Annotated in this window: 24 protein-coding genes and 1 pseudogene; 14 read left to right on the top strand and 11 right to left on the bottom strand. The window is 70.2% G+C overall.

The features are described 5' to 3' along the window. The first annotated feature begins 4 nt into the window (after positions 1–4). From EXE46_RS09660 to EXE46_RS09620, 9 genes are all read left to right on the top strand, one after another. Positions 5–2,212: a V-type ATP synthase subunit I gene (locus tag EXE46_RS09660; RefSeq protein WP_137688203.1), complete on the top strand. Its 2,208-nt coding sequence runs from the start codon at positions 5–7 to the stop codon at positions 2,210–2,212. 200 nt (positions 2,213–2,412) lie between these two features. Continuing rightward, entirely contained in the window at positions 2,413–2,667 is a 255-nt protein-coding gene (locus EXE46_RS09655; RefSeq protein ID WP_004598766.1) for a hypothetical protein, read from the top strand. Between the two features lie 21 nt (positions 2,668–2,688). Continuing rightward, positions 2,689–3,267, top strand: a complete 579-nt coding sequence (locus EXE46_RS09650; RefSeq protein ID WP_137688184.1) for a V-type ATP synthase subunit E — start codon at positions 2,689–2,691, stop codon at positions 3,265–3,267. Next, the gene (locus EXE46_RS09645; RefSeq protein ID WP_137688183.1) at positions 3,264–4,310 is read left to right on the top strand and encodes a V-type ATP synthase subunit C; all 1,047 of its coding nucleotides are present in this window, start codon (positions 3,264–3,266) and stop codon (positions 4,308–4,310) included. The genes EXE46_RS09650 and EXE46_RS09645 overlap by 4 nt, the downstream gene beginning before the upstream one ends. Then, the gene (locus EXE46_RS09640) at positions 4,307–4,636 is read left to right on the top strand and encodes a V-type ATP synthase subunit F (RefSeq protein ID WP_137688182.1); all 330 of its coding nucleotides are present in this window, start codon (positions 4,307–4,309) and stop codon (positions 4,634–4,636) included. The genes EXE46_RS09645 and EXE46_RS09640 overlap by 4 nt, the downstream gene beginning before the upstream one ends. 1 nt (position 4,637) lies before the next feature. Beyond that, positions 4,638–6,401 carry an ATP synthase subunit A gene (locus EXE46_RS09635; RefSeq protein WP_137688181.1) on the top strand — a complete coding sequence of 588 codons (1,764 nt, stop codon included), beginning with the start codon at positions 4,638–4,640 and terminating at the stop codon, positions 6,399–6,401. Positions 6,402–6,403: 2 nt separating this feature from the next. Then, positions 6,404–7,828 (top strand): V-type ATP synthase subunit B, encoded by a 1,425-nt coding sequence (locus tag EXE46_RS09630; RefSeq protein WP_137688180.1) that lies wholly within the window; start codon positions 6,404–6,406, stop codon positions 7,826–7,828. 135 nt (positions 7,829–7,963) lie between these two features. Then, positions 7,964–8,665 (top strand): V-type ATP synthase subunit D, encoded by a 702-nt coding sequence (locus EXE46_RS09625; RefSeq protein ID WP_137688179.1) that lies wholly within the window; start codon positions 7,964–7,966, stop codon positions 8,663–8,665. Positions 8,666–8,786: 121 nt separating this feature from the next. Next, positions 8,787–9,176, top strand: coding sequence for a DUF6276 family protein (locus EXE46_RS09620; RefSeq protein ID WP_137688178.1), 390 nt, complete (start codon positions 8,787–8,789; stop codon positions 9,174–9,176). Between the two features lie 48 nt (positions 9,177–9,224). Here EXE46_RS09620 and EXE46_RS09615 read toward each other — a convergent pair whose 3' ends face one another. The 7 genes from EXE46_RS09615 to EXE46_RS09585 form a co-directional block, all read right to left on the bottom strand. Continuing rightward, positions 9,225–9,575, bottom strand: coding sequence for a hypothetical protein (locus tag EXE46_RS09615; RefSeq protein WP_137688177.1), 351 nt, complete (start codon positions 9,573–9,575; stop codon positions 9,225–9,227). Positions 9,576–9,667: 92 nt separating this feature from the next. Continuing rightward, a complete protein-coding gene (locus EXE46_RS09610) occupies positions 9,668–11,173 on the bottom strand; it encodes a stage II sporulation protein M (protein ID WP_137688176.1) in 1,506 nt (501 codons plus the stop codon). Between the two features lie 80 nt (positions 11,174–11,253). Then, a complete protein-coding gene (locus EXE46_RS09605; RefSeq protein ID WP_199234147.1) occupies positions 11,254–14,184 on the bottom strand; it encodes a DEAD/DEAH box helicase in 2,931 nt (976 codons plus the stop codon). A gap of 396 nt (positions 14,185–14,580) precedes the next feature. Next, positions 14,581–15,990, bottom strand: coding sequence for a kynureninase (gene kynU / locus EXE46_RS09600; RefSeq protein ID WP_137688175.1), 1,410 nt, complete (start codon positions 15,988–15,990; stop codon positions 14,581–14,583). Positions 15,991–16,062: 72 nt separating this feature from the next. Further along, the gene (leuS, locus tag EXE46_RS09595; protein ID WP_137688174.1) at positions 16,063–18,756 is read right to left on the bottom strand and encodes a leucine--tRNA ligase; all 2,694 of its coding nucleotides are present in this window, start codon (positions 18,754–18,756) and stop codon (positions 16,063–16,065) included. Positions 18,757–18,901: 145 nt separating this feature from the next. Then, positions 18,902–21,283 (bottom strand): hypothetical protein, encoded by a 2,382-nt coding sequence (locus tag EXE46_RS09590; RefSeq protein WP_241981526.1) that lies wholly within the window; start codon positions 21,281–21,283, stop codon positions 18,902–18,904. A gap of 31 nt (positions 21,284–21,314) precedes the next feature. Then, a complete protein-coding gene (locus tag EXE46_RS09585) occupies positions 21,315–22,226 on the bottom strand; it encodes a glycerophosphodiester phosphodiesterase (protein WP_137688173.1) in 912 nt (303 codons plus the stop codon). 111 nt (positions 22,227–22,337) lie between these two features. Here EXE46_RS09585 and EXE46_RS09580 point away from each other — a divergent pair, with 111 nt between their 5' ends. After that, positions 22,338–22,739: a hypothetical protein gene (locus EXE46_RS09580; RefSeq protein WP_137688172.1), complete on the top strand. Its 402-nt coding sequence runs from the start codon at positions 22,338–22,340 to the stop codon at positions 22,737–22,739. 4 nt (positions 22,740–22,743) lie between these two features. On the opposite strand, the gene hisE is transcribed toward EXE46_RS09580, so the two are convergent. The 3 genes from hisE to EXE46_RS09565 all read right to left on the bottom strand — a co-directional run bounded on the left by hisE (position 22,744) and on the right by EXE46_RS09565 (position 23,930). Beyond that, positions 22,744–23,091, bottom strand: coding sequence for a phosphoribosyl-ATP diphosphatase (hisE, locus tag EXE46_RS09575; RefSeq protein ID WP_137688171.1), 348 nt, complete (start codon positions 23,089–23,091; stop codon positions 22,744–22,746). Beyond that, complete coding sequence (pdxT, locus tag EXE46_RS09570) at positions 23,088–23,681, bottom strand: pyridoxal 5'-phosphate synthase glutaminase subunit PdxT (RefSeq protein WP_137688170.1); 594 nt, start codon at positions 23,679–23,681, stop codon at positions 23,088–23,090. Before pdxT ends, hisE begins: the two co-directional genes overlap by 4 nt. A gap of 87 nt (positions 23,682–23,768) precedes the next feature. Further along, positions 23,769–23,930 (bottom strand): preprotein translocase subunit Sec61beta, encoded by a 162-nt coding sequence (locus EXE46_RS09565; RefSeq protein ID WP_049910744.1) that lies wholly within the window; start codon positions 23,928–23,930, stop codon positions 23,769–23,771. Between the two features lie 231 nt (positions 23,931–24,161). Here EXE46_RS09565 and EXE46_RS09560 point away from each other — a divergent pair, with 231 nt between their 5' ends. After that, positions 24,162–24,431 carry a co-chaperone YbbN gene (locus tag EXE46_RS09560; protein WP_004598787.1) on the top strand — a complete coding sequence of 90 codons (270 nt, stop codon included), beginning with the start codon at positions 24,162–24,164 and terminating at the stop codon, positions 24,429–24,431. Positions 24,432–24,533: 102 nt separating this feature from the next. After that, the gene (locus tag EXE46_RS09555) at positions 24,534–24,683 is read left to right on the top strand and encodes a 50S ribosomal protein L40e (RefSeq protein WP_006629440.1); all 150 of its coding nucleotides are present in this window, start codon (positions 24,534–24,536) and stop codon (positions 24,681–24,683) included. 229 nt (positions 24,684–24,912) lie between these two features. On the opposite strand, the gene EXE46_RS09550 is transcribed toward EXE46_RS09555, so the two are convergent. Then, positions 24,913–25,554, bottom strand: a complete 642-nt coding sequence (locus EXE46_RS09550) for an MBL fold metallo-hydrolase (RefSeq protein WP_137688169.1) — start codon at positions 25,552–25,554, stop codon at positions 24,913–24,915. A gap of 149 nt (positions 25,555–25,703) precedes the next feature. Between EXE46_RS09550 and EXE46_RS09545 the strand changes: the two genes are divergently transcribed. Next, on the top strand, positions 25,704–25,886 hold the full coding sequence (locus tag EXE46_RS09545) for a DUF5786 family protein (RefSeq protein ID WP_137688168.1): 183 nt from the start codon (positions 25,704–25,706) through the stop codon (positions 25,884–25,886). Then, positions 25,887–26,475 (top strand): annotated as a pseudogene (locus EXE46_RS09540) (DUF99 family protein). The last annotated feature ends 16 nt before the right edge of the window (positions 26,476–26,491 follow it).

Below are 26,491 nucleotides of genomic sequence, written 5' to 3'. Positions count from 1 at the left end.
GCAGATGAGCCGGGTGTCGGTGACGGGCTCGAAGCGCGTCATCGACGACGTCATCGAGGCGGCGTACACCCACCACTCCCTGCACGTCACCGACTACGACGAACGGTACGAGGGGTTCGAGCCGGGAACCTCCCTCGACGGGGCCGAGACGGTCAACGAGCGGCTCGTGACCGTTCGGTCGCTGGAGAGCATCCTCGACGTCGACGAGGACGACGCCGAGGTCGCTCGGTCGCTGGACGACGACGAGCTCGTCGACGAGCTCGAACGGGTCCGCGAGCGGGTCAACGAGCTCAACGACGAGCGCGACGAGCTTCAGGCGGCGATCCGCGACCGGCAGGAGGAGATCGACCGGCTGGAGCCGTTCGCCGAGCTCGGGATCGACCTGGCGTACCTGCGCGGCTACGACTCGGTCGAAGTCGTCGTCGGCGAGGCGAAGCCCGCCGCCGTCGAAGCGGCGCTCGAAGGGGCCGAGACGATCGACGTCTTCGACGTCTTCGCCGGCGGCGACGTCGTCGCCATCGTCGCGCGGCCGACGGACCCCGACGCCGAGGGCGTCGTTCAGGACGCGCTCGTGGGCGTCGACATCGCGCTGCTCGACGTGCCGGACGCCGACGCGAGCCCGGAGGAGTACGTCGCGGAGCTGGAGGCCGAACAGGCCGACCTCCGCGACGAGCTCGACGGCGTCGAACGCGAGCTCGAATCGGTGAAAGAGGAGGCCGCGGGCTTCCTGCTGCGCGCCGAGGAAGAGCTCACCATCGAGGCCGAGAAGAAGGAGGCGCCGCTCTCCTTCGCGACGACGGAGAACGCGTTCGTCGCTGAGGGGTGGGTCCCCACCGAGACGTACCCCGACTTCGAGGCGGCGATCGTCGACGCGGTCGGCGACCACGTCGAGGTCGAGGAGCTCGAACGCGCCTCGTTCACGCCCGACGGCGACCACCACGCCGAGCCGGTCGGCGACGAGAGCGGCGGCGCGGGCGAGTCCGCTGCCGGCGACGCCGAGGACGCGACCGCCGAACGCGCGGCGGCCACGGACGGCGGCCACGCGGCCCACGGCACCGACGACCCGCCGGTCGTCCAAGACAACGGTAGCGCGGCCGGTCCCTTCGAACTGCTCGTCCAGGCGTTCGGGCGCCCGAAGTACTCCGAGTTCGACCCGACGCTCCTCGTCTTCCTCACGTTCCCGGCGATGTTCGGGTTCATGATCGGCGACGTGGGGTACGGGGTGTTGTACACCGCCATCGGGTTCTTCATGTACACCAAGTTCGACGGGGCGTTCCGCGAACTCGGCTCCGTCGCGATGTGGGCCGGCGGCTTCACGATACTGTTCGGCATCTACTACGGGATCGACCTGTTCGGTTACCACGCGTACCAGCTGCTCGGGATCCACTGGCCGGTCGAGGGGAAGGGCCTCTCGCCCGCCGACCTCGACTGGGGGCTCTCGTTCCTCGTCGTGAGCGTGGTGTTCGGCATCCTCCACCTCAACGTCGGCCACGTGCTCTCGTTCGTGAGCACGTCCCAGCAGCACGACCTGAAACACGCCGTCTACGAGGCCGGCTCGTGGCTGCTGATCCTCAACGGCGCGTGGATCTGGATCTTCAGTCAGGTGTTCCCCAACGCGAAGCCCGACTTCCTGTTCGAGGCCGTCTCGGTGCTGACGTTCGGTGCCGTCTCGTTCAGCGGGTTCCCGGTCCTGATCGGTTGGGCCGGCGCGGCCGCGGCGGGGCTCGGACTCGTCCTGCTCGGCATCGGCGAGCCGCCGGAGCTGGCCGAGTTCCTCTCGCCGGTCGTCAACGTCATCTCGTACGCCCGGCTCATGGCCGTCCTGCTCGCGAAGGGCGGAATGGCGCTCGCGGTGAACCTGCTCGCGTTCGGCGCCTACATCGACGACGGCGGCGACGGGAGCTTCCACTTCATCTTCAGCGCCGACTACCTCGCCGAGGTACAGAACACCGCCGACTACGAGCTGGTCTTCGCGGGGATCACCACCGCGTTCGACCCCGCCTCGATCGGGCTCGTCGGCGTCGTCGCGCTCGTCGGCGGGATCCTCGTCGCGCTCATCGGGCACATCGTCGTCCTGCTGCTCGGGGTCACGTCCGCCGGCATCCAGGCGGTCCGCCTCGAGTACGTGGAGTTCTTCGGGAACTTCTACGAGGGCGGCGGTCGCGCCTACCTGCCGTTCGGCCGCGACCGGAAGTACACGCGGGACGACTGACGACGCCCGGTCGTCGGTCGCCGCTCGGCCTCGCCGCTTCGACTGCGGTCGAACCCGGTGATTCAGCCGGGTTCTGACGCGAACAGCGTCCGCTTTCTCCTCCCGCGTTCCGGATTCTGTTCGGTCGTTTTGGGAAGCTTTATGACTCCTCTAGGGGCAATTAGCAACCGTTCGGAGACGAGCAACAGCAACTACTACCAATGTTTGAAGCTACCAACGAACTCGGGAACCTCGTACTGTCGACCGGTGGAACGCTGACTGACCCCAACGCCGCGGCGGCGCTCGCCGTCGGGCTCGCGGCGCTGGGCGCCGGCTACGCGGAGCGCGGTATCGGGTCGGCCGCCGTCGGCGCGATGGCCGAGGACGACGACCTCTTCGTCAACGGGCTCATCCTGACGGTCCTTCCCGAGACGATTGTCATCCTCGCGCTCGTCGTCGTCTTCATCGTCGGGTAACTCTCCAGCGTTTTTCAACCAATGAGTTTGGAAACCGTCGTTGAGGACGTTGAAGATGAGGCCCGCGCGCGTGCGGAGGAGATCCGCGAACAGGCCGATGCGGAGGCGGACGAGATCGTCTCCGAGGCGGAGGCCGACGCGGAGCGCATCCGCGAGGAGCGACTCGCCGAGGTCGAAAACCAGATCGACCAGGAGCGCGAACAGACGCTCTCCTCGGCGAAGCTTGAGGCCAAACAGGAGCGGCTCGGCGCCCGTCGAGACGTCCTCGAAGACGTCCACGACGAGGTCGAGGCAGCGATAGCCGCCCTCGACGGCGACGACCGCCGGGAGCTCACCGAGGCCCTGCTCGACGCGACCCTCGCGGAGTTCGACGACGACGAGGACGTCGCCGTCTACACCCGCGCCGAGGACGTCGAGCTGCTCGAAGACCTCGTCGCGGACCGCAACGCCGAGGTCGACGGCGAGGTCGACTGTCTCGGCGGCGTCGTCGCCGAGAGCGACACCTCCCGCGTTCGCGTGAACAACACGTTCGACTCGGTCTTAGAGTCCGTCTGGGACGACGAGTTGAAGAACATCTCGGAGCGGCTGTTCGACCAATGAGCGCCGCCGGCAGCCCGAACCCCGAGTACGTCGTCGCGCGGGTTCGTGCCCGCCGCGGCGGCCTCTACGGGGACGAAGAGTACCGCAAGCTCACCCGGATGGGTCCGGCCGAGATCGCTCGGTTCATGGAGGAGTCGAGCTACGGCGAGGAGATCAACGCCCTCGGCAGCCGCCACGGCGGCGTGGACCTGATCGAGTACGCGCTGAACCGGAATCTCGCCGAGCAGTTCGACGCCATCCTCGACTGGAGCGAGGGGTCGCTGTACGACCTGATCGCTCGGTACCTCCGGAAGTTCGACGCCTGGAACGTGAAGACGGTCATCCGCGGCGTCTACACCGACGCGGAGCAGTCGGCCGTCGAGGTCGACCTGATCCGCGCCGGCGAGTTCGACGACCGCCGGATCCGCCGGCTGCTGGAGGCGGACTCGATCGACGGCGTGATCGAGATCCTCGAAGACACGATCTATGGGGAGCCGCTGCGGGAGGCGTACGCGGAGTTCGAGGAGACGGACGTGCTGGTCCCCTTGGAGAACGCGGTCGACCGCGCGTTTTACGAGCGGCTCCTCTCCGGGCTCGGCGGCGACGAGCCGACCCGGCAGTACGAGTCGTTCCTCGTTGCGGAGGTCGACTTCCGGAACGCGACGAACGCGCTCCGGCTCGCCCGCTCGGGCGCCGACATCGACCCCGCTGCGTACTTCATCGAGGGGGGCGACCTGTTCACCCGCTCGTCGCTCGCGCGGCTGGCGCAGAACCTCGACGAGCTGGTCGAGTACATCGGCGACAGCCAGTACGGTGACGAGCTCGGTCCCGCACTGCGCGAGCTCGAGGAGGCGGACAGCCTCATCGCGTTCGAACACGCGATCGACGCCGCGCTGTTAGCGTACGGCGACCGGCTCGGCACGATCCACCCGGTGTCGGTCACCCCGGTCATCTCGTACATCCTGGCGAAGGAGCGCGAGACGGAGAACATCCGGGCGATCGCCCGCGGGAAGGAGGCCGGCCTCTCGCCCGACGAGATCGAATCGGAGCTGGTGATAACATGAGCCAGGAGATAGCGGTCGTCGGCAGTCCGGAGTTCACGACCGGATTCCGGCTCGCCGGCGTCCGGGCGTTCGAGAACGTCCCGGACGACGAGAAAGACGAGAAGCTCGACGACGCCGTCGAGCGGACGCTCGACGACGAGAGCGTCGGCATCATCGTGATGCACGACGACGACCTCGACCACCTCTCGCGGGGGACCCGCGAGTCGGTCGAGGGGAGCATCGAGCCGGTCCTCGTGACCCTCGGCGGCTCCGGCGCCGGTAGCGGCGGCCTGCGCGACCAGATCAAACGCGCCATCGGCATCGACCTGATGGAGGAAGACGACTAATATGAGCAAAGCAGACACAACCGACGCCGCGACAGACAGCGGCGTCATCCAGAGCGTGAGCGGTCCGGTCGTGACCGCCCGCGATCTCGACGCCCGCATGAACGACGTCGTCTACGTCGGCGACGAAGGGCTCATGGGGGAAGTGATCGAGATCGAGGGCGACCTCACGACCGTTCAGGTGTACGAGGAGACCTCCGGCGTCGGCCCCGGTGAACCCGTCGAGAACACGGGCGAGCCGCTGTCGGTCGACCTCGGTCCGGGGATGCTTGACGCCATCTACGACGGCGTTCAGCGCCCCCTGGACGTGCTGGAGGGCAAGATGGGAAGTCCCTACCTCGACCGCGGGGTCGACGCGCCCGGCATCGACCTCGAAGAGGAGTGGGAGTTCGAGCCCGAGGTCGCGGAAGGCGACGTCGTCGAGCCCGGCGACGTCGTCGGCGTCGTCGAGGAGACGGTCACCATCGACCACAAGGTCATGGTGCCGCCGGACTACGAGGGCGGCGAGGTCGTCGCCGTCGAGTCCGGGAGCTTCGACGTGACGGAAACGGTCGTCGAACTCGACAACGGCGAGGAGGTCTCGATGCACCAGGAGTGGCCGGTGCGCGAGGCCCGCCCCGCCAACGACAAGAAGACGCCCCGGACGCCGCTGGTGTCCGGCCAGCGCATCCTCGACGGCCTGTTCCCCATCGCGAAGGGCGGCACGGCCGCGATTCCCGGTCCCTTCGGCTCCGGGAAGACGGTCACGCAGCACCAGCTCGCGAAGTACGCCGACGCGGACATCATCGTCTACGTCGGCTGCGGCGAGCGCGGCAACGAGATGACCGAGGTCATCGAGGACTTCCCCGAGCTGGAGGACCCGGCCAACGGCAACCCGCTGATGGCCCGCACCTCGCTCATCGCGAACACCTCGAACATGCCCGTCGCGGCGCGTGAGTCCTGTATTTACACCGGGATCACGATCGCCGAGTACTACCGCGACATGGGGTACGACGTCGCGCTGATGGCCGACTCCACCTCGCGGTGGGCGGAGGCGATGCGCGAGATCTCCTCCCGGCTGGAGGAGATGCCCGGCGAGGAGGGGTACCCCGCGTACCTCGCCGCCCGGCTCGCGCAGTTCTACGAGCGCGCCGGCTACTTCGAGAACATCAACGGGACCGAGGGGTCGGTCTCGGCGATCGGCGCGGTGTCGCCGCCCGGCGGCGACTTCTCCGAGCCGGTCACCCAGAACACGCTGCGGATCGTGAAGACGTTCTGGGCGCTCGACGCGGACTTAGCGGAGCGTCGCCACTTCCCGTCGATCAACTGGAACGAGTCGTACTCGCTGTACAAGGATCAGCTCGACCCCTGGTTCGAAGACGAGGTCGCCGACGACTGGGCCGAGCGGCGCCAGTGGGCGGTCGACGTGCTCGACGAGGAGACGGAGCTGCAAGAGATCGTCCAGCTCGTCGGGAAGGACGCCCTGCCCGACGACCAGCAGCTGACGCTGGAGGTCGCGCGCTACCTGCGCGAGGCGTACCTCCAGCAGAACGCGTTCCACCCGGTCGACACGTTCTGTCCGCCGGAGAAGACGTACCTCATGCTGACGACGATCCAGACGTTCAACGACGAGGCGTTCGACGCGCTCGACGCCGGCGTCCCGATCGAGGAGATCATCGACATCGAGTCGGCTCCCCGGATCAACCGCATCGGCGTCCAAGAGGACTACGAGGAGTACGTCGAGGATCTCAAAGCGGAGATCACCGAAGAGCTCCGGAGCCTCTACTGACCATGAAAGAGTATCAAACCATCACCGAGATCAGCGGCCCCCTCGTGTACGCCGAGGTCGACGAGGCGATCGGCTACGACGAGATCGTCGAGATCGAGACGGCACAGGGGGAGACGCTGCGCGGACAGGTGCTCGAATCCTCGGAGGACGTGGTCGCGATCCAGGTCTTCGAGGGCACCTCAGGCATCGACAGAGACGCGTCCGTCCGGTTCCTGGGCGAGACGATGAAGATGCCCGTCACCGAGGACCTCCTCGGGCGGGTGCTGGACGGCTCCGGCCGGCCGATCGACGACGGCCCGGAGATCGTTCCCGAGGAGCGACAAGACATCGTCGGCGCGGCGATCAACCCGTACTCCCGGGAGTACCCCGAGGAGTTCATCGAGACGGGCGTCTCCGCCATCGACGGCATGAACACGCTCGTCCGCGGGCAGAAGCTCCCGATCTTCTCCAGCTCCGGCCAGCCGCACAGCGAGCTCGCGATGCAGATCGCGCGGCAGGCCAGCGTGCCCGAAGAGGAGGAGGGCGGCGACGACGAGGAGGGCTCCGAGTTCGCCGTCATCTTCGGCGCGATGGGGATCACGCAGGAGGAGGCGAACGAGTTCATGGAGGACTTCGAGCGCACCGGCGCGCTGGAGCGCTCGGTGGTCTTCATGAACCTCGCGGACGACCCCGCCGTCGAGCGGACGGTCACGCCGCGGATGGTGCTCACCACGGCCGAGTACCTCGCCTTCGAGAAGGACTACCACGTCCTCGTCATCCTGACGGACATGACCAACTACTGCGAGGCGCTCCGCGAGATCGGGGCGGCCCGCGAGGAGGTGCCCGGCCGCCGCGGGTACCCCGGATACATGTACACGGACCTGGCGCAGCTGTACGAGCGCGCGGGCCGGATCAAGGGTCGTGACGGCTCGGTGACGCAGATCCCGATCCTCACGATGCCCGGCGACGACGACACCCACCCGATCCCGGACCTGACCGGGTACATCACGGAGGGCCAGATCTACGTCGACCCCGACCTCAACAGCCAGGGCCTCCAGCCGCCGATCAACGTCCTTCCCAGCCTCTCGCGGCTGATGGACGACGGGATCGGCGAGGGGCTCACCCGCGAGGACCACGCCGACGTGAAAGACCAGATGTTCGCGGCGTACGCGGAAGGTGAGGACCTCCGCGACCTCGTGAACATCGTCGGCCGCGAGGCGCTCTCGGAGCTCGACAACAAGTACCTCGACTTCGCGGACGCGTTCGAGTCCGAGTTCATCGACCAGGGCTTCGAACAGAACCGCGACATCGAGGAGACGCTCTCGATCGGCTGGGACCTGCTCTCGATGCTCCCGAAGGACGCCCTCAACCGGATCGACGAGGAGTTCATCGAGGAGTACTACCGCGAGGACGACTCCGAGCGCGAAGTCGTCGAAGCCGCCGACTGAGACCTCGATTCACTTTTTGCGCCCCGACGCATCCCGCCAGCCGCGCGTCTCACTGCCGCCCGCAGTCGCCGCCGACCTCCCGATCCGACGCGTCTGAAAAGAATTAACCGCCTCGGAGCGGAAGCTACCCTCAAGATGGCCGAGGACGTCAAACCGACGCGCAAGAACCTGATGGCGATCGAGGACCGCATCGAGCTCTCCGAGCGCGGTCACGACACGCTCGAACAGAAGCGCGACGGGCTCATCATGGAGTTCATGGACATTCTCGATCAGGCGCAGGACGTCCGGTCGGAGGTCTCCGAGAACTACGAAACGGCCCAGCGCAAGATCGACATGGCCCGGGCGATGGAGGGCGACGTCGCCGTCCGCGGCGCGGCCGCGGCGCTGAAAGAACACCCCGAGATCACGACCCAGTCGAAGAACATCATGGGCGTCGTGGTCCCCCAGATCGAGTCCTCGAAGGTGAAAAAGAGCCTCGACGAGCGTGGCTACGGCCTGCTCGGCTCGTCGGCGCGGATCGACGAGGCGGCCGACGCCTACGAGGAGCTGTTAGAGAAGATCATCCTCGCCGCCGAGGTCGAGACGGCGATGAAGAAGATGCTCACGGAGATCGAGACCACGAAGCGCCGCGTGAACGCCCTGGAGTTCACGCTCCTCCCGAACCTGTACGAGAACCAGGAGTACATCGAACAGAAGCTCGAAGAGCAGGAGCGCGAGGAGATCTTCCGCATGAAGAAGATCAAAGCGAAAAAGGAGGAGGAAGAGCGGGCCGAAGCGGAGGCCGAGGCCGCCGAGGTCGCGGCCGCGGAGACGGAAGAGGCCGAGGCCGCCGACTAACGCCTCGCCGCGCGTCGGCCGCTCTCTCTGCGGATCTCCACATCTGTCCGTTTTCCTTCGCCGCGCTCGTTCGCCCCTGAGACGGTCGTTTTTAAGTCCCGAGCGCTCCGTAACTACGGTCGTGTCCTGTCCCCACTGCGACGCCGCGGTCGTCGCCTTCGCGGTGCCGCCCGCGCTCCGCGAGCACGCACCGGCCGAATCGTCCGCGATCTGTACCCGCTGCCTGCGCGTCGCCTCCGCCGACGAGGCGGGGGTTGCGGGCGACGCGACCGACGACCCCGATCTCGCCCGCGTCGACCCGGCGTTCCCGTCCGGCGAGGGCGGGGTCGCGCTGGCGCTCTGCTGTGGCAAACTGGAGTCGTTCGCGCTCAACCGCGCGTCTATCGAGGCGCTGATCCGCCACGCGGAGGGTGCGGGGGCGGACGTGTTCGCCTTTCTCGGTCGACTCGACGCGGCGGACGCCGCCTTCGACCTCGACCGCAGACGGAAGGCCCTGCTCGACGCGCTCTGAGTCGTCGGCGGTACCGACGCGTCTCGCACGCCGCGGTCCGCCGGACGCTCACAGGTCGACGCCGTCGGGGTCGTTCCACTCGTCGTCGCCGTCATCGTCGTCCGCCTCTGTTCCCGCCGGGCCGAGCCGCGCTTCTCCCTGTCGTGACTCGTGGACGGCGAAGCCGCCGGTCCGGCCGTCGCTCCCGCCGGCGTACGGGTCCGTCTCGGGATCGTACTCCTGTTCGTCACGCTCGAAGACGTACGCGAGGAAGCCGAACAGGGGGACGGCAAAGGAGATGAGCGCCCACTTGCGCGGGTCCATTCCGTACTTGGGCGCGTCGACGTACGCGTAGGCGGCGAAGCCGACCAGCCACGCGAGCGGGACGCCGACGAGGATGACGGCGACGAGCGGCTGCATACCGACGCTTCGGGTGCGTAGTAATAAGGCTGCGGGCGAGTCGGGCCGGTGTGATCGGCGCTCCTGCGGGCGAGCCGGCGCTCGGTCGCGGCCTAGAGGAACGGCCGCCAGTAGTACGGGCTGACGAACCCCTCGATGACGCCGGCGACGGCGAACAAGATTCCGAGCCCGACGGTCACCCAGAAGGCGGTCTCCAGGGCGTCGGCGAGTCGCTCGCGGCTCGCGCGGCCGCGGAACGTCCGCCACGAGACGGCGCCGAGACGGACCCCGAGCGCGCCCGAGACGACGAGCGCGGGGATCTCGAAGACCCCGTGCGGGACCACGAACGCGACGAGCGCCGGGAGGTTCTCCTCCAAGGCGGCGGTCGCGCCGAGCACGAGCCCGTTGAACGCGAGCGACGAGAGCGCGGGGAGGACGAACCCCATCCCGGAGAAGGCGGTCGCGATCGCGACCCCCCAGTTGTTCCCGAAGAACGTCAGCGCCGCGACGGGCGGGATGTGTCCGACGAGTCGTGCCTCGATCGAGGTCGGGACCGTCTCGGCGAACGGCGCGGCGGCGACCCATCCGAGCGCGCCGAACCCGACCGCGACCGCGAGCGCCAGCACGTGGCTCCCCGGGGTTGACCGGACGAACCCGCTCAGCTCCCGCCACCCGCGGCGGAGGCCGCCGACGAACTGGGCGCGGATGCCCGCCTCGGGTGACGAGACGGGGTCGACCGTCCCGCGGTAGTCGCCGTAGAGGACGGTCTTCAGCAGGTCGAGCGCGGGTGCGACGACGACCGCGCTGGCGAGTGCGACGACGGGCCCCCCGCCGATGAACGCGATCCCGGACGCGACCGACGCGACGGCGACCAGCGTCCCGATCGCGACCACGAGGTAGGCGGCGGCGTCGACGGGATTCGAGCGCACGAAGCCGCCCGCGCCCTCGACGCCGCCGACCACGCCCGCGTCGTCGACGACGACGGCCACCGGCGCGAACGCGAAGAGAATCCGGACGAGCGCGAGCGCGACGAAGCCGACGAGCAGGGCGACGACCGCGACCGCGGCCCCGAGGAACGGGTTCGCGAGGAACGCGGCGCCGACCGCGATCGACCCGAGCGCGACCACGCCGACCCAGAGGAGCAGCTCGGCGACGTACAGCCCGAGGAACGTGAGCCAGCGCGACCGGGCGCCCGCGATCCCGCCGACGAGCCCCCGCTCGTCGCGGAGGCTCGCGATGACCGCCGAGAGCTGCCCGGCCGAAACGACGGCGTACGCGAGTATCGAGAGGACGACGGTGAGGAGTACGCCGACGATAAAGAGGGCCGCGACGGTCGGCGTGAGGAGGGGCTCGAACGCGGGCGCTACGCCGTCGGCCCACGCCTGGAGCGCCTCCGGGTCCTGCGTCTCCGGCGGCGGCTCGACGCCGGCCAGCGCGTCGCGCGCGGCCGCGAGCCGCCCGGTGAGTTCGAGGTGGAGGTATATCCCCGCGAGCGCCGCGAACGTCCCGAGGCGGGCGATCACCGGGATCGCGGTCCCGAGCAGGTAGAAGGGGAGGACGGCGGCGGGGTGCCGGCGGAGGGTCGCTGTCGTTGCCGTGACGGCGGCGGAGAGGTCCATGCCGCACGGTTCGGTCGTGCGACACTTAAAAACGGTCGTACCGACGGCGGCGTCCCCATCGGCGGTTCGCGCCGTCCGGCTCAGTCCCAGAACGACTGCGTCCGGGCGTACTCGCGCTCCTGTCGGAGCACGTCGCGGTAGAACTCGTCTTCGTCCTCGCGGAGCTTGTTGATGATCCGCGCGGCGTTGTGGGGGCCGACGCCGCGCGCCGCGAGGGCGATCACCGCCCGCTTCCCGTGCGTCTGGACGAGGCTCGCGGCGCGGTGGGCGCGCTCGGTACGGCGCTCCTGCTCGTCGTCCTTCTCCGGCGCGCGGACCGCGGCCACCGTCTCGTCGTCCCACGGGTTCAGCGCCGCGATCCGCGTCGAGCCGCACTCGGGACACTCCGGCTGGTCGCGGACGCGCCTGACCTTCGTGGTGTGTTTCCAGTCCGTACAGTGGAGACAGAAGAGTATGACGCGGTCGTCCCGGATCCGTTCCTTGACCGTCTCGATCACGTCGGCGTCGGCGTTGTCGGGAACGAGGAACTCCGTGCCGGCGGACCGCCCGGCCGTGCCGAGCGGGGTGCGCTCGCGGGCGATCGCGAGGTCGCGGGAGCCGTCCTGAATCCCGGCGAGCAGGTCGGCCGTCTCCGGAACCGCGAGGTCGGCGTGGAACACCTCGCGGAGCGCCTCGTCGTAGACGGGCGTGTCCTCTAGGGCGGCGAGCAGGCGGTCGCCGCCAAACTTCCCTCGCCCCTCCTTGTACCGCTTGACGGCGCCGAACTTCGCGGCGACCTGCGCCAGCGTGAACTTCAGCGCGTCCGACTTCTTGACGGCGAGTTCGAGGTACGCCTCCAGTCGCTCGGGGTCGGTCGTCTCCAGCACCTCGCGGAAGGTCCCGGGGGCGACGCCGTTCGGGACCTCGAACTCGATCCGGTACGGGTCGACGTCCATCCCGACCGACGACCCGGCGCGCTGACCGACCAGCGCCGCGAGCAGGCGCGCGAGCGTCTCGTTGACCTCGTGGCCGAAGGCGGCGTTGACCGCGACGGTGCGGGCGCTCCCCTCGATCACGATCCGCTCGTCCGTCGGGACGGGGTGGCCGGCCTCGACGTGGTCGACGACGGGTTTCAGCGCCGCGGCGACGGTCTCGCGGTCGGTCGGGTACCGCTCGGTGAGGTCGGCCGCGACCGCCGCCGGCGTCGAGCCGGCTGCCAGCGCGGCCGCGGCCTCGCCGCGTATCCGACCCACCTCTTCCGCGACGGGCTTCGGGACGGGGATCTCCTGACCCACCCACGAGGGGACCTCGCCGGTCGGGTCGGGGATCGGCGTCACGTTCACGCGCTCCTCCTCCTCGTCGATCTCCGTAATTTTCCACATCTCGCCGCGCTGGACGAACGTCTCGCCCGGCCCCGCGAAGTTGACGACGAACTGCTCGTCGAGGGTGCCAATCTGCCGTCTGGAGGACATGTCGTACACCTCGTAGGTGGCCTCGTCGGGGATCATCGAGAGGTTCGCGTAGAAGTACTGCCACGTCCCGCCCGACTTTTCGAGCGTGTCCGTCTCCTCGTCGAGCCACAGCAGGCGGTTCCCGTCCAGTTCGCGGACCACCTCCTGGAACTCCGGTTCCGAGAGGTCCGCGAACGGGTAGGCGTTCGTGATCGTCTCGTACGCCTCGCGGGCGTGAACCTCCCCCTCGTCCATCACGACGCCCACGATCTGGTTGGCGACCGTGTCGAGGCTGCCGTGGTGGATGTTCGCCGGCTCGACGAGCTCCTCCCCGGCGCGGCGGGCGATGGCCAGCGCTTCGAGCGTGTCGTCGCCGCCCTGCGTCACGACGGTCCCCTCGGAGACGAGGTCGCGACGGTGGCCCGCGCGCCCGACGCGCTGGAGCAGGCGGGCGACCTCGCGGGGGCTCCCGTACTGGACAACGTGGTCGACCCGCCCCACGTCGATCCCGAGCTCCATCGAGGAGGTACAGACGAGTCCGTCGAGCTCGCCCGCCTTGAACCGGCCTTCCACGTCGATCCGGACCTCCTTCGACAGCGAGCCGTGGTGGAGCTCGATCTCGGTGACGCCGTCGGCGTCGCCGTCCCCGTCCGCCGCCTCCCGCTCGTTCTCGGCGAGGGTCTTGAACCGCGAGCCGAGCGCCTCCGCGGTCTGTCGCGTGTTGACGAAGATCAGCGTCGACTCGTTGGCCGCGACGATCTCGCGGATCGCCCGGACGTGGCTCGCGGTCGTCTCGTCGACGGCGAGTTCTCCCGCAAGCGTCGCGTCGCGGTCGGTGATCTCGGGGTCGAGCACGCGCACGTCCGTCCGCGTCCCGGCCGCGACCTCGACCGTCTCGAACGCGCGGTCGCCCTCGCGGTTCGGGTCGCGTCTCCCCGCCCCGACGAGGAACCGCCCGACCTCCTCGGGGTCGCCGACCGTCGCGGAGAGGCCGACGCGCTGGAACGGTCCGGCGACGCGGCGGAGGCGTTCGAGGCCGATCGTGAGCTGCGCGCCGCGCTTCGCGGCCGCGAGCTCGTGAACCTCGTCGATCACGACGTGCGCGACGTCCTCTAGGGCGACGCGCATCTTCGAACCGGTGAGGATCGCCTGGAGGCTCTCCGGCGTCGTGATGAGCACGTCCGGCGGGTCGTCCGCCTGTTTGCTCCGCTCGTACTGCGTCGTGTCCCCGTGGCGCACCGCAACCTCGACGCCGAGGGTCTCGCCCCACCACTCCAGTCTGTCCATCATGTCGCGGTTGAGCGCGCGGAGGGGGGTGATGTACAGCGCGGAGATACCCTCCCGGGGCGGGTCGCCGGGCGAGTCCCGGGCCTCGACGAGCGCGTCGAACACCGGCAGCATCGCGGTCTCCGTCTTCCCGGTGCCCGTGGGGGCTAAGACGAGGGCGTTCTTGCCGTCGGCGAGGGGCGGAATGGCTTCGCGTTGGGGCTCCGTGGGCGTGGTGAACCCGCGGTCCGAGAGCGCCTCGCGGACTTCGCTCCCGAGGTGCGCGAACGCGTCCATGCCCGACGGTTCCGCCATTAACTGATCGTCGGACGTTGGGGGCTCGGGCGATTAAGCCCGTCGCTGTACGAAATACGCTACTAGGTGGTTGGTGGTGCTATCGGTCGGTTCCCAACGGCTACCGGTACATCGGCGGCGAACGCTTCGGGAAATCCAGTCGTTCGCTACGACGCGGTCGGTGTCGAGAGCACGACCGCCGAAGCCCCAGCCGCTCGGCACTACGCGGTCACCGGCTCCAACACGACCGCTGAAGCCCCAGCCGCGAGGCCCGCCCCGCACCGCACAGCACCGCACCTCGCGCCTCCCCAGCCTCGCCGCTCGCGCTCCGCGCTCGCGGCGTCCCTCGCGCGCGCTCCTCGGCCGCGATGCGGCCTCGGAGGCACGCGCCACCGCGGTGTGTTTATAAATGTCCGACTACGTCACGCCGCCGTCGCTCGTCGCGTACGCCTCGTGCGCGCCGGATTCGAGGATCGCCTCGATCTCGTCGACGACTCCGAGCACGTCGGCGAACGAGGTGTACGGGGCCGCGGGACAGACGCGGACCACGTTCGGCGGGCGGAAGTCGACCACCACGCCGCGGTCTTTCAGGGCCTCGCTCAGTCGCTCGGCGTCGGAGTGTTCGAGCGCGACGTGCCCCCCGCGGGCCGCGTGGTCTCTGGGGGTGCCGATGTCGACCTCGGGCAGTCGGTCGTCGACGAGCGCGATCAGGAAATCGGTGAGCGCGAGCGACTTCTCCCGTAAGCGCTCGATCCCGGCCTCGCGCAGGAGTTCGACCGAGCCTTCGAGCGGCGCGGCCGCGAGCAGCGGCGGGGTCCCGATCTGCCACGCGCCCGCGGAGTCGGCCGCGGTGAACGTCATGTTCATCTCGAACTGCGTCTCTTTCTCGTGGCCCCACCACCCCGCCAGCGCGGGCGTGAGCCCGTGGTGCCGCTCGGCGACGAACAGCGCGCCGATCGAGCCGGGTCCGGCGTTGAGGTACTTGTACGTACACCACACCGCGAAGTCGACGCCAGCCGCGTCGAACTCGTGCGGGACGGCGCCCGCGGAGTGAGCGGCGTCGAAGCCGGCGTACGCGCCCGCCTCGTGGGCCGCCTCCGCGATCCGCTCCACGTCGAACAGCTGGCCCGACCGGTACAGCGCGGTCGGCATCCAGACGATCCCGACGTCGTCGTGCGCTTCGAGGGCGGCCTCGACGTCGCGGGGGTCGATCGTCCGCCCGTCGCGGCTCGGCACGACCCGGAGCTTCTCGTCGGGGTCGATCCCGCGCCCCCGGAGCTGCGCCCGGATCGCGTAGTGGTCGGAGGGGAAGTCCAACTCGTTGACGAGGACCGCGGGGTCGATGTCGGGGTCCCCGTTCGGTGCCCACGTCCCGTCGGCGCGTTCGAACCCCTCGCGTTCCGGGCCGTTCCCGGCCAACAGCTCGTCGAGGAACGTGCCGATCAGGGTGTGGATGTTCACCGTGATCGAGTTGCCGACGACGACCTCGCTCGGGTCGGCGCCGACGAGCGGCGCGAGCGCGTCGCCGAGCCGCTCGCCGACCTCGAACCACGGCGGGTCGGCGTCGGTCCAGCCCGATATCAGCAACTCGCGCCACTCGTCGACGACGCGGTCGAGGTTCGCGAGGGCAGCGTCGCTTGCGGGACCGAGCGAGTTGCCGTCCATGTACAGCAGGTCGTCGGGGATCCGATACCGGTCCGCGAACCCGGAGAGGGGGTCGGCGTCGTCGAGGCGCGCGGCGAGGACGGCGGGGTCGGTGTCGGCGGCGTCGCCGGCCAGCCCGTCACCGCCGAGCGCATCGCGCGCGGGAGCGTACGGCTCGTCCATACGGAGTCGGGCGTCGCCGCGGACAAATCCCTTCCGGGCGCCCGCGGCCGCTTGAAAAACCCTCGACCCTCGCTACTCGACGATGTCGATCGCGGGTCGGCCCGGATCGGCCTTGTTGACGACGCTCTCGTCGGCGTCGGCGGCGCGCTCGACCCGGGCCGGCGCGTCGAACTCGCGCTCGATCAGCCACGCGGCGGCGCGTAAGGCGTCGAACTCGGCGTCCCCGTCGAGCGTCTCCCGGAGCGCCTCGCGGTTCGCCTGGAGGTCTTGGCCGTAGGAGGCGGCGGCGTCCCCCTGCTCCCGGATGTGGCTCTCGCCCATCAGCTCCGAGATCAGGTTGTCGGCGTCGCTGTCGATCGCGATCGACAGCGCGTCGTACTTCCAGTCGGGCGCGACGACCACGTCGATCCGCTCGGGGTCGTCGATCCCGGCGACGTCGACGATGTCGCGCACGTCCTCGCGGGTGTTCTCGACCAGTCGCCGGCGCTTCTCGACGGTGTCGCGGTCGACGTTCGCGGTCGGCCACTCCGCCTCGGCGACGAACCCGTCGCGGCCGAGCGCCTCCCACAGCTCCTCGGCGAGGTGGGGCGCGACCGGTGCGAGCAGACGGACCGCGACGTCGAGCCCGCGCTCGAAGACGGCGGGGTGCGGGTCGGCGAACTCGCGGTAGCTCCGGAGGGTTCGCACGAGCCCCTGCGCCTCGCGCAGCGCGACGTTGAACGTCAGGTCGTCGTACTCGGCGCCCGCGATGGCGACCGCGGCGTCCGTCTCGTCGGCGACGTAGTCGTCGATCTCGTCGCGGTCGGCGGCCGCGGCGTCCCTCCCGCCGGCGAGCGCCACGTCGCCCGCGGCGTACCCCTCGACGAGGTCGCTGAGCCGGGTCAGGAACCGGTGCGTGGACTTGACCCCCTCCTCGGACCAGTCGAAGTCGCGCTCGGGCTGGGCGGCCTCCATCATGAACAGCCGCGCGGTGTCGGCGCCGTACTCGTCGACGATCCGCTGGGGCGAGACGACGTTCCCCTTCGACTTGGACATCTTCTCGCCCTCCAACTGGACCATCCCCTGCGCCAGCAGGTTCGTGAACGGCTCGCGGTGTTCCAGCCCCTCCTCGTCGGCGAGCACCTTCGTGAAGAAGCGCGAGTACAGCAGGTGCATCACGGCGTGTTCGATGCCGCCGACGTACTGGTCGACCGGCATCCAGTCGTTCGCGCGGTCGAGGTCGAACGGGGCGTCGTCGAGGCCCGGCGAGACGTACCGCAGGAAGTACCACGAGGAGTCGACGAACGTGTCCATCGTGTCCGTCTCGCGGGTCGCCTCCCCGCCGCAGTCGGGACAGGTCGTCGACTGCCACTCCTCGGCGGCGTCCAGCGGGTTCCCGGTCGTGTTGATGAACTCGGGCAGCTCGACGGGCAGGTCCGACTCGGGCACCGGGACCGCCCCGCAGTCGTCGCAGTGGACCATCGGGATCGGCGTCCCCCAGTAGCGCTGGCGGGAGATGCCCCAGTCGCGCAGCTGGTACTGCGTCGCCGACTCGGCGCCCTCGACGTCCTCGGTGATCCGCTCGCGGGCGGTCTCGCTGTCCAGCCCGGAGTAGTCGCCGGAGTCGATCAGGACGCCGTCGTCGGTGAACGCCCCCTCCTCGACGTCCGGCGCGTCGGGATCGCTCCCGCCGTCCGAGTCGGCCTCCCCGTCCGAATCGGGGGCGATCACGGGGCGGATCTCGACGCCCTTCTTCGTCGCGAACGCGTGGTCGCGCTCGTCGTGGGCGGGCACGGCCATCAGCGCGCCCGTCCCCACGTCCGAGAGGACGAAGTCCGCGACGAAGACGGGGATCTCCTCGCCGGTCGCGGGGTTGGTCGCCGTGAGTCCGGTCGCGACGCCGTTCGGCTCGTCGCCGTTGGGGTCGGCCTCCTCCTCGACGAACCGTCGGACGTCGTCGTCCGCCTCGGCCAGCTCCTGCGCGATCGAGTGGTCGGGCGCGATCGCGAAGAACGTCGCGCCGTGGATGGTGTCGATCCGGGTGGTGAAGGCAGTGACCGGACCGTGCCCCTCGACCTCGAAGTCGACCTCGCTGCCGTGCTGCCGGCCGATCCAGTTGCGCTGCATCTGCCGGACCGAGTTCGGCCACCCGTCCAGCTCGTCGATGGCGTCCAACAGCTCGTCGGCGTACTCGGTTATCTTCAGGAACCACTGGTCCAGCTCGCGGGTCTCGACGGGCGTGTCGCAGCGCCAGCACAGCTCCGCGTCGCCCTCGACCTGCTCGTCGGCGAGGACGGTCTCGCAGGAGGGGCACCAGTTCACCTCGGCGTCGCGGCGCTCGACGAGGCCGGCCTCGTGGAAGCGGCGGAACAGCCACTGGTTCCACCGGTAGTAGTCGGGGGTACAGGTGGTGACCTCGCGGTCCCAGTCGTAGCCGAACCCCATCGACTTCATCTGTCCCCGCATCGTGTCGATGCAGTCGAACGTCCAGTCGCGGGGGTTGGTGTCGCGCTCCTTCGCGGCGTTCTCGGCGGGCAGGCCGAACGCGTCCCATCCCATCGGGTGGAGCACGTCGTCGCCCTGCATCCGGCGGTAGCGGGCGTACGCGTCCGTGATCGTGTAGTTGCGGACGTGGCCCATGTGGAGCTTTCCGGACGGGTACGGGTACATGCCGAGGACGTACGTCGGATCCTCGGCGTCGTCCGGCACGTGGTACACGTCGGCGTCGTCCCACGCCTCCTGCCAGCGTTCTTCGACCGTCGCGTGGTCGTATCCCTCCTGAGACATCTGCTTATATACCCGTGGTCGGTTCGGCGTCGTATAGCTTTCCATCCAGTGGTGGGCCGTGGCACACCGGCCCGCGCGGAGGGCGTGAGAGGGGAGCGCGGAGGGAGCGGGGCGACGTCGGCGACGACGGCCGAGTCCGGCTCGTCTACAGCGTCTCGGCGTTTCGGGCCTGTTCGACGCGTCGGGTCGCCTGCTCGACGCGCTTCCCGGTCGCGTTCGCGAGCCCGGGCGGGAGTCCCTCGCGCGCCGCCGCGAGTCGTTCTTCGATCCGCGCGATCCGGTCGAGCACGTTCGCGAGCTGGCGTTCGGTCCCCGGCGCGTCGCCCTCCCGGGCGCGCTCCTCCGCCCGCTCGGCGGCCTCGACCGCGGCGGCGAGGGCGCGTTCGAGCCCGTTGACCGCGTTCGACGGCCCGCCAGAGTCGTCGTCACTCGAACTACCGCCGGAATCGCCCCCGCCGCCGGAGTCGTCGTCCGTGGAGCCGTCACCGTCGTCCCCGTCCGCCGCGGCCGCGACCGCGGCCCGCGTCTCCTCGGCCACGTCGGCGACGTAGCCGGCGAGCGGAGCCGCACCGGTCTCCGGGCGCTCGATCCGGATCGGCTCTCCGGTCTCGCCCGCGTCGCCGTCCTCGCCGCCGCCTCCGCCCCCGGCGGACGGGTCGGGGTTGACCCGATACGCGCCGATCTCGTCGTCGGCGTCGCGGATCTCCGCCGTGTACGCGCCGCCGGCGTGGACGTAGACGGCGTCGCTCCCGTCGATCGCGGAGTCGTAGATCCGCCCGGCGAAGTCGTCCTCGATCGCGGACCGGGTCACGTCGACGTCGCTCTCCTCGTCCGACAGCTCCACCTTCCGCGCGTTCTCGCGGGCGACCAGCGGGATCTCGCCGTCGACGCCGGCCCTCGTCAGCGGCACGTCCGCCGAGACGGTCAGCTCCTCGCTGTGCGGGGCCCGCCCGGCGCCGTTCACCGTCAGGCGGTGGTCGCCCTCGGGGACGCCGTTCGCGACCGCGACGCCGCCGGCGAACGTCGGGATCGCCTCCGGGTCGCTCTCGATCAGCACGACCGACTCGACGCTCGCCTCGGTCGTCGTCAGCCCCTCGCCGTCGGGCGCCTCGTCGCTTTCCGTCGCCTCGGTGACCCGGGCGACGACGGAATCGAGCGCTCCGGCCGCGCCGGCGCCGAACGACTCGTCGTCGGCGATCGCGTCGTACCGGGAGGCGAGCTCGGAGCGGTGGTTCCCGGCGGTGACGTCGAGCGCGGGGTTCTCGTAGCGGGGTTGCTCCCACGGGACGCCGGTGGTCGTGATGTGGCCCGCGACGGCGTCCTCGACGGCCTCGGGGACCGCGAACTCGAAGCTGAGCTGCGGGCCGGTGAACGCCGCGATCTCCTCCAGCTCCGCGCTCTCGACGAGGTCGTACTCGACGACGGCGTCGGCGACCTCGTCGGCGAGCGCGGCGTCGTCGCCGTCGGCGGTCCCGTCGTCGGCCGAGCGCTCGCGGTGGCGGTAGGCGATCCCGGTCTCCCGGAGCGGGAGGTCGGTCGGCGGCGACCGGAGGGCGTCGAGCGAGCGTATCGTCAGGGCGCCGTCGACGAGCGACTCCTCGGTGACGGACGGGAGGTCGGGATGTTCGTAGATCGGCTCGCCCTCGTACTCGGGGACGACGAAGGGGAGTCGGGCCCCCTCGTCGCGCGGGAGCCCGTACGCGATCGGGATACCGAGGAGGTCCTCGACCGTGTCGATCGTCGTGTTCGTGATGTCGGCGAGCAGACCCTCCTCGCCGACGCGCCGGAAGCCGTCGGGGATCTCGTTGACCGAGAGCGTGCTGGAGTGCGAGCCGAGCTCGGGGAGGATTCGGGGGACGACGCTCGGGTCGGGGTCGAGGAACTCGTTGTTCGGGACGCTCCGCGAGTGCGAGCTGGCGACGTACAGCTGCGGATCGCCGGTGTCGAGGTCGACGAACACGTGGAGCACCTCCCAGTCGTGCCAGTGGAAGTTCGTCGCGAACTGGTCGAACGCGGAGTAGAACCAGAACTGGACGACCGCGAGCGGGGAGTCCTCGTACCGCATCCCGTTGTAGAACACGGTGGGGTTCGGCGGCTCGCCCGCCTCGTCGTACCGCTCGTGGTAGCCGTCGAACGCCGCGAACCCGTCGACGACCGTCTCGCCGTCCTCCTCGACGGTGTACGGCCGCGGGTCGGTCGGGAACCACGGCTCCGCGGCGTCGAAGTACAGCGTCGGGGCGAACCGCGCCGCGAGCTCGTCGAGGCGGTCCGCGTCGAGACCGGTCGTCGCGGCGTCGTCCGGTTCCGACCCCGAACAGCCCGCGACCGCGGCGCTCCCGGCGCCCGCGAGCGCGCCGAGGACGGTCCGGCGGTCGACCCGGGTCGGGGTCGCTCCGTCGCTCGCTCCCTCCGAGCCGACTCCCCCTCGGTCGGCCCCCCCCCGCGTCGGCGCGGCCGTCGGCGTCCCGATCCATTTTCTCGGGCGACGAGACCCGGACGAATAACGCTTCTGCCGCCCCCACGGCACACATCCGGTTCGGTTGTCACGTCCCTCGGCGTCAGCGCGAGACGTCCGAGACGACCGCGTCGACGCCGTCGACCGCCGCCACCGCCTCGTACTCGCGGCCCGAGTCGACCGTCCACGGCAGCACGCGTAACCCGGCCTCACGCGCCCGCCGGACGACGTCGGTCCGCAGACACAGCTCGTACCGCGGCGACACCGCCGCACACCCCAACCCGGTCGCCGTTTCGACCGTCCCGGCGGCGTCCTGCGGCGGGTACGCCCACTCGGGAAGTCGCGGTTCGCCGCGGCCCCCCGGGATCAGCGGCCGGAGGGGCCGCGCGAGCGGCGACTCGCGGACGCCGTAGATCGTCGGCACGTCCGGGTCCGCAGCGGTCGCCGCCTCGATCACCGCGGGGTCGTCGCTCGCGACGGCGAGGCCGTGGTCACCCCTCCGACCGACGGCGACCGCGTCCGCCGCCACGCCCCGTTCCTTCAGGTCGAGCATGACCCACGCGCCGGAGGGGACGGCGTCGAGCGCGTCGGCGAGCGTCGGCACCGGTTCGCCCGATCCCCCGACGGAGAGGTCCGCGAGGCGCTCGTAGGGCGTCTCGTCCACGCGCCCGGTGGCCTCCGTCACCCGGCCGAGCGTCGCGTCGTGGAAGGCGACGAGTTCGCCCGTCCCGCAGCGGCGCACGTCGAGTTCGATCCGGTCGACGACCGCGGCCGCCGCCTCGACGGCTGCGACCGTGTTCTCCGGGTTCTCGGCCGCGAAGCCGCGGTGCGCGATCAGGGGTGGACCGTCGCGCCCGCCGCCCGCGTCGATCGCCGCCGCGTCGCCGTCGGCTCCGCGACCGACGCAGCCGGCGAGGGCGGCCGCCCCGACCGTGAGCGACCCGCTCCGCCGCAGCACCGCTCTGCGAGTCGAGGTCCACTCGGCGTCTGACCCGTTCGGTTCGGTGTCGCTCACGAGGTCTCCCCTGAACGTTCGGTTCGACGGAGAAAAGACCGCGGGGCGGGCCGACCGCCCGCGGTCGCGTGCGGGAGAAGGTATTTGCGGCCCGCCGCCCGACCTCGGGGTATGGACGGGAAGAAGGCCCTCTACTACGCGGCGATCGCGATCGCGGTGTTGATCGGGGTCAGCATCGTCGTGAGCGTGGTCTCGGCGCTCCTGAGCCTCGCGTGGGCGATCGTCTCCGGGATCGTCTCGCTCGCGGTGCTGGCGGGGATCGTCTACGTCGCGTACAAGACCGGCTCGTGGCTGCTCGGCGACGACGACTCGTCCTCGCTCGACTCGTCGCTCGATTCGATCGGCGCGGACTCGTCGACCGCGGTCGACGCCGGCAGCAGCCGTCAGGACCGCCTCCGGCAGCAGTACGTTGAGGGGCAGATCAGCGAGGCGGAGTTCGAGCGCCGCATCGGCGAGGAGCTGGAGACCGAGGAGCTGGACGACATCGACCGCGAACTCGAACGGGAACGGTAGGGAGCTAAAAGCGGTCTCGAAGCTCGTCGCGTAAGTCGTCGACGTCGAGGTCCTTCATCGCGAACAGCACGAGCAGGTGGTAGACGAGGTCGGCGCTCTCCGCAGTCAGCTCCTCGCGGTCGTCGTCCTTCGCCGCGAGGATGGCCTCCGTCGACTCCTCGCCGATCTTCTCTAAGACGGCGTTTTCCCCCTTCTCGTGGGTGAAAAGCGAGGCGGTGTACGACCCCTCGGGCAGCTCTTCCTTCCGGGCCTCGATGGTCGCGAACAGCTCGTCGAGGACGGCCTCGGACGGGACGTCCGGATCCTCGTCGGGCCCGGGGTCCGGATCGTCGCTCGCGGTCGGCTCGCTCACGCGACCACCTCCCGCTCGGGGAAGAAGGCGAGGTCGTGGATCCGCGGGTCGTCGGTGAGTTCTGGATGGAACGCGGTGGCGACGACCGGGCCGTCGCGCACGGCGACGGGTCGACCGTCGACGGTCGCGAGCGTCTCGACGCCGTCGCCGACCTCGTCGATGGCGGGCGCCCGGATGAACACGGCGTGGAACGGCTCGTCGAGTCCCGCCACCGGGACCTTCGCCTCGAAGGAGTCCTTCTGCCGACCGAACGCGTTGCGGTCGACGGAGACGTCGACCAGCCCCAGCGGGTCGACCCGGTCGTCTTTCGCGTCGGTCGAACAGACGATGAGCCCGGCACAGGTCGCGAGGACGGGCTTCCCGCTCGCGACGTGTGCCTCGATCTCGGCCGCGATCCCCTCCCGGCGGATCAGCCGCGAGATGGTCGTCGACTCTCCGCCCGGCATGAGGAGGACGTCGCAGTCGGGGACGATCCCCGCCTCCCGGACTTCGACGACCTCGGCGGTCTCGTCGTGGGCGGCCGCGGCGTTGCGCACGGCGGCGGCGTGTTCGGCCACGTCGCCCTGAACGGCGATGACGCCTGCTTTCATACGGATCGATGGGGCGGGCGCGTGGAAAAAGGGCGCGCTACGCGGCGGCGTCGGACGACGGGAACAACGCGACCGGTGTACTGTGCCTTACGCGACCGTCAGCGAGAGGATCTGGACGAACACGCCGAAGAGGACGCAGAACGCGAGGACCGTCTTGGGGTCGATCGCGATGGCGTTCCGGTCCTCGTTCTCGAAGTAGCGGACCAGTCCCGCACTGGACATCAGCCCGCCGGAGTTGGAACCACTCATACTCCGTTCTGGACGGCGCCGCGTTCTAAACGTTTCGCTCGTCGCTCGCGCCGCGATCGCCTGCGTGAGCGAGGTCGACGCCGCTCCAGTCGGATTCGCGGGGGACGTGTTCTGCGGTGCCGTCTCCGGATCGGGGACGGATCTCGCGGCGCCGTCTCCGGGTCGGACTGGTAGCGCGCGTACGCGAGTGGGAAACCCTTATGCGCGGCCCGGCGGTAGTTGTCGCCGACTATGACCGTCCGACTGCTGGATTTCCACGCCGAGTGGTGCGGCCCGTGTAAGACCCAAGACCCCATCCTGGAGGAGATTCAGGAGGACCTCGGCGACGCGTTCGAGCTCCAGAAGGTCGACGTCGACGAGGAGCAGGACGTCGCGAACCAGTACCAGGTCCGCTCGCTCCCGACGCTCATCGTCGAGAACGACGACGGCGTCGTCGACCGCTTCGTCGGCGTCACGCAGCGCGAGGACATCGAGGCCGCCCTCACGGAAGCGGGCGCCTGACGCCGGTACTCGTCCGACGCCGGCTCGCGCCGACTCGCCGTTCTCCTCGCAATCGTCGCGCCGTCTCGCAACCTTTTACAGCACCGCCCGCTCAGTAGCCGTATGGCCAGTTTCGACGCCGCCGAACGTCGCATGCTCGACCGACAGATCTGTATGCGCTGTAACGCCCGCAACGCCTCCGAGGCCGAGCGCTGCCGCAAGTGCGGCTACACCAAGCTCCGCCCGAAGGCGACCGAGCGCCGCGCCGCGTAATCCGGTCAATTTCGGGCCGCTTCGGCCCTTTTTACGGACCTCACTCTTCGACGGCCAGCCGCGCGTGTGCCTCGCGCCTCCCCAGCCTCGGCGGGCGGCCCGGCGCGGGCGGGGCCGCGCCGGACCGCCGCCTCCCTCACGCGGGCGGCTCGCGGTCCGAGGGACCGCTCGCCGGCACGCGCCGACGTGGGCGGTCGGCGTCGGCGTTCGTTTTAAACTCGGTTTCCGGTCACTCCTCGGGGTACTTCGGCTCGCGGCGCTCGGCGCGCTCGGTCGCGCGCTCGATCACCTCGCGGACGGTGTCCGGGCCGTCTGCGGCACGGTAGACGTCGCCGTGGCCGGGGTACATCGCCTCGGCGGTGTCGGGCAGGCGGTCGAGGATGTCGTGGAGGCTCTCGATCAGGCGCTCGCGCGACTGGCCGGCCATGTCCGTCCGGCCGAACGACCCGTCGTCGAAGGCGCCGTCGTTGTAGACGACGACGTCGCCGGAGTAGAGCCGCTCTGCGCCGACGAGCGAGACGTGGTCGTCGGCGTGGCCGGGCGTGTAGACGACCTCGCAGGGCTCGTCGCCGACCAGCACCTCGTCGCCGTCTTCGAGCGCCACGTCGCGGCGCGGGTGGTCCGCGTACGCGAACACGCGCGGGTCGAACCGGTCGACGACGGCGTCGAGCTCGCCCACGTGGTCGTGGTGCTGGTGCGTGATCACGACGCGGTCGAGGCCGTCGGCGCCCGCGTCGTCGAGCGCGTCGGCGACCACCTCGTCCACGCCGGGCATCGTTCCGGCGTCGACGAGCGTCGTCGCGTCCCCGACGACGAGGTACGCGTTGCAGGTGAACTCCTCCGCGTCCGCGGTGACGGTGATCGGCTCCATGCGCGTACTCGCTCGCGGAGCGACAAAAGGGTACAGCCGCGGCCGGGAAGACGGCGCCCGGCTCCGTTCGCTGGTGCCGGCTCCGTTCGCTGGCGCCGGTCCTCTCGGCCGTGGATTTATCTGCCGTCCCCTGCTAGTGTCACGCACAGATGGGCTTCGGCAGCTACGACGAGTCCGAACAGGAGAACCAGGACCTGGACGCGGACTTCGACGACGACGACGGCGTTCGGGCTGCCCAAGAGACTCACCAGGGGTCCGTCGACTACGAGCCCGGCGCCTCGAACGACGAGCTTCTCGATCGGCTCCAGGAGATCAAGTCCGAGGAGACGTAGGTGACCCCGCCGAGCCGCACGCTCGGCATCGCCTTCTCCGACGCCCGCGACGAGAGCTACGCGGCCGGCGTCGTCGTCCGCGCCGACGGGACGCCCGACGGCTTCGCGTTCGCGGCCTGTACCGTCGGCGGGACGGACGCGACCGACGCCGTCGTCGACTGCTGGCGCGCGCTCGACCGCGAGGACGTCCGTCACGTCGCCTGCGCCGGCGTCGCGCCGGCGTGGTTCAACCTCCTCGATCTGCCCCGACTCGCCGAAACGCTCGACCGCCCGGTCTACGCCGTGAGCTACGAGTCCAGCCCCGGGCTCGAACCGGCCCCTCCGGGAGGCGTTCGACGGCGACGCGCTCGCCGACCGCCTCGCGACGTACCGCTCGCTGCCGCCTCGCGTTCCGGTCGGCTCGGCGGACTCGGACGACGACGCGCCGGACTCCGGCTCCCCTCGGTTCGTTCGCGCGGTCGGCGTCGAGCCCGCGGACGCCGCCGCGGCGGTCGAGGGACTCACCCGCGACGGATTTCGGCGCTGCGAGCCGCTCCGGATCGCGGCGCTCGCCGCGAGCGCGCACCGCGAGGCGGCGGCAAGCGCGTGAGCGTCACGAGCCGGTG

Source organism: Halorubrum sp. GN11_10-6_MGM (genome assembly GCF_005435165.1).
Taxonomy (GTDB): Archaea; Halobacteriota; Halobacteria; order Halobacteriales; family Haloferacaceae; genus Halorubrum.
Note: the sequence above shows the minus strand (reverse complement) of the source record. Positions and strands in the feature narration are given on the sequence as shown.

What these genes read in the sequence shown, in the direction of transcription:
- EXE46_RS09550 (WP_137688169.1), bottom strand. Translation starts at nt 25,554, where the DNA reads ATGGAGCCGATCACCGTCACCGCGGACGCGGAGGAGTTCACCTGCAAC.
- EXE46_RS09615 (WP_137688177.1), bottom strand. Translation starts at nt 9,575, where the DNA reads ATGCAGCCGCTCGTCGCCGTCATCCTCGTCGGCGTCCCGCTCGCGTGG.
- pdxT (WP_137688170.1), bottom strand. Translation starts at nt 23,681, where the DNA reads ATGAAAGCAGGCGTCATCGCCGTTCAGGGCGACGTGGCCGAACACGCC.
- EXE46_RS09625 (WP_137688179.1), top strand. Translation starts at nt 7,964, where the DNA reads ATGGCCGAGGACGTCAAACCGACGCGCAAGAACCTGATGGCGATCGAG.
- EXE46_RS09630 (WP_137688180.1), top strand. Translation starts at nt 6,404, where the DNA reads ATGAAAGAGTATCAAACCATCACCGAGATCAGCGGCCCCCTCGTGTAC.
- EXE46_RS09610 (WP_137688176.1), bottom strand. Translation starts at nt 11,173, where the DNA reads ATGGACCTCTCCGCCGCCGTCACGGCAACGACAGCGACCCTCCGCCGG.
- EXE46_RS09640 (WP_137688182.1), top strand. Translation starts at nt 4,307, where the DNA reads ATGAGCCAGGAGATAGCGGTCGTCGGCAGTCCGGAGTTCACGACCGGA.
- EXE46_RS09560 (WP_004598787.1), top strand. Translation starts at nt 24,162, where the DNA reads ATGACCGTCCGACTGCTGGATTTCCACGCCGAGTGGTGCGGCCCGTGT.
- EXE46_RS09650 (WP_137688184.1), top strand. Translation starts at nt 2,689, where the DNA reads ATGAGTTTGGAAACCGTCGTTGAGGACGTTGAAGATGAGGCCCGCGCG.
- EXE46_RS09635 (WP_137688181.1), top strand. Translation starts at nt 4,638, where the DNA reads ATGAGCAAAGCAGACACAACCGACGCCGCGACAGACAGCGGCGTCATC.
- EXE46_RS09660 (WP_137688203.1), top strand. Translation starts at nt 5, where the DNA reads ATGAGCCGGGTGTCGGTGACGGGCTCGAAGCGCGTCATCGACGACGTC.
- EXE46_RS09555 (WP_006629440.1), top strand. Translation starts at nt 24,534, where the DNA reads ATGGCCAGTTTCGACGCCGCCGAACGTCGCATGCTCGACCGACAGATC.
- EXE46_RS09545 (WP_137688168.1), top strand. Translation starts at nt 25,704, where the DNA reads ATGGGCTTCGGCAGCTACGACGAGTCCGAACAGGAGAACCAGGACCTG.
- leuS (WP_137688174.1), bottom strand. Translation starts at nt 18,756, where the DNA reads ATGTCTCAGGAGGGATACGACCACGCGACGGTCGAAGAACGCTGGCAG.
- EXE46_RS09565 (WP_049910744.1), bottom strand. Translation starts at nt 23,930, where the DNA reads ATGAGTGGTTCCAACTCCGGCGGGCTGATGTCCAGTGCGGGACTGGTC.
- EXE46_RS09645 (WP_137688183.1), top strand. Translation starts at nt 3,264, where the DNA reads ATGAGCGCCGCCGGCAGCCCGAACCCCGAGTACGTCGTCGCGCGGGTT.
- kynU (WP_137688175.1), bottom strand. Translation starts at nt 15,990, where the DNA reads ATGGACGAGCCGTACGCTCCCGCGCGCGATGCGCTCGGCGGTGACGGG.
- EXE46_RS09605 (WP_199234147.1), bottom strand. Translation starts at nt 14,184, where the DNA reads ATGGCGGAACCGTCGGGCATGGACGCGTTCGCGCACCTCGGGAGCGAA.
- EXE46_RS09580 (WP_137688172.1), top strand. Translation starts at nt 22,338, where the DNA reads ATGGACGGGAAGAAGGCCCTCTACTACGCGGCGATCGCGATCGCGGTG.
- EXE46_RS09655 (WP_004598766.1), top strand. Translation starts at nt 2,413, where the DNA reads ATGTTTGAAGCTACCAACGAACTCGGGAACCTCGTACTGTCGACCGGT.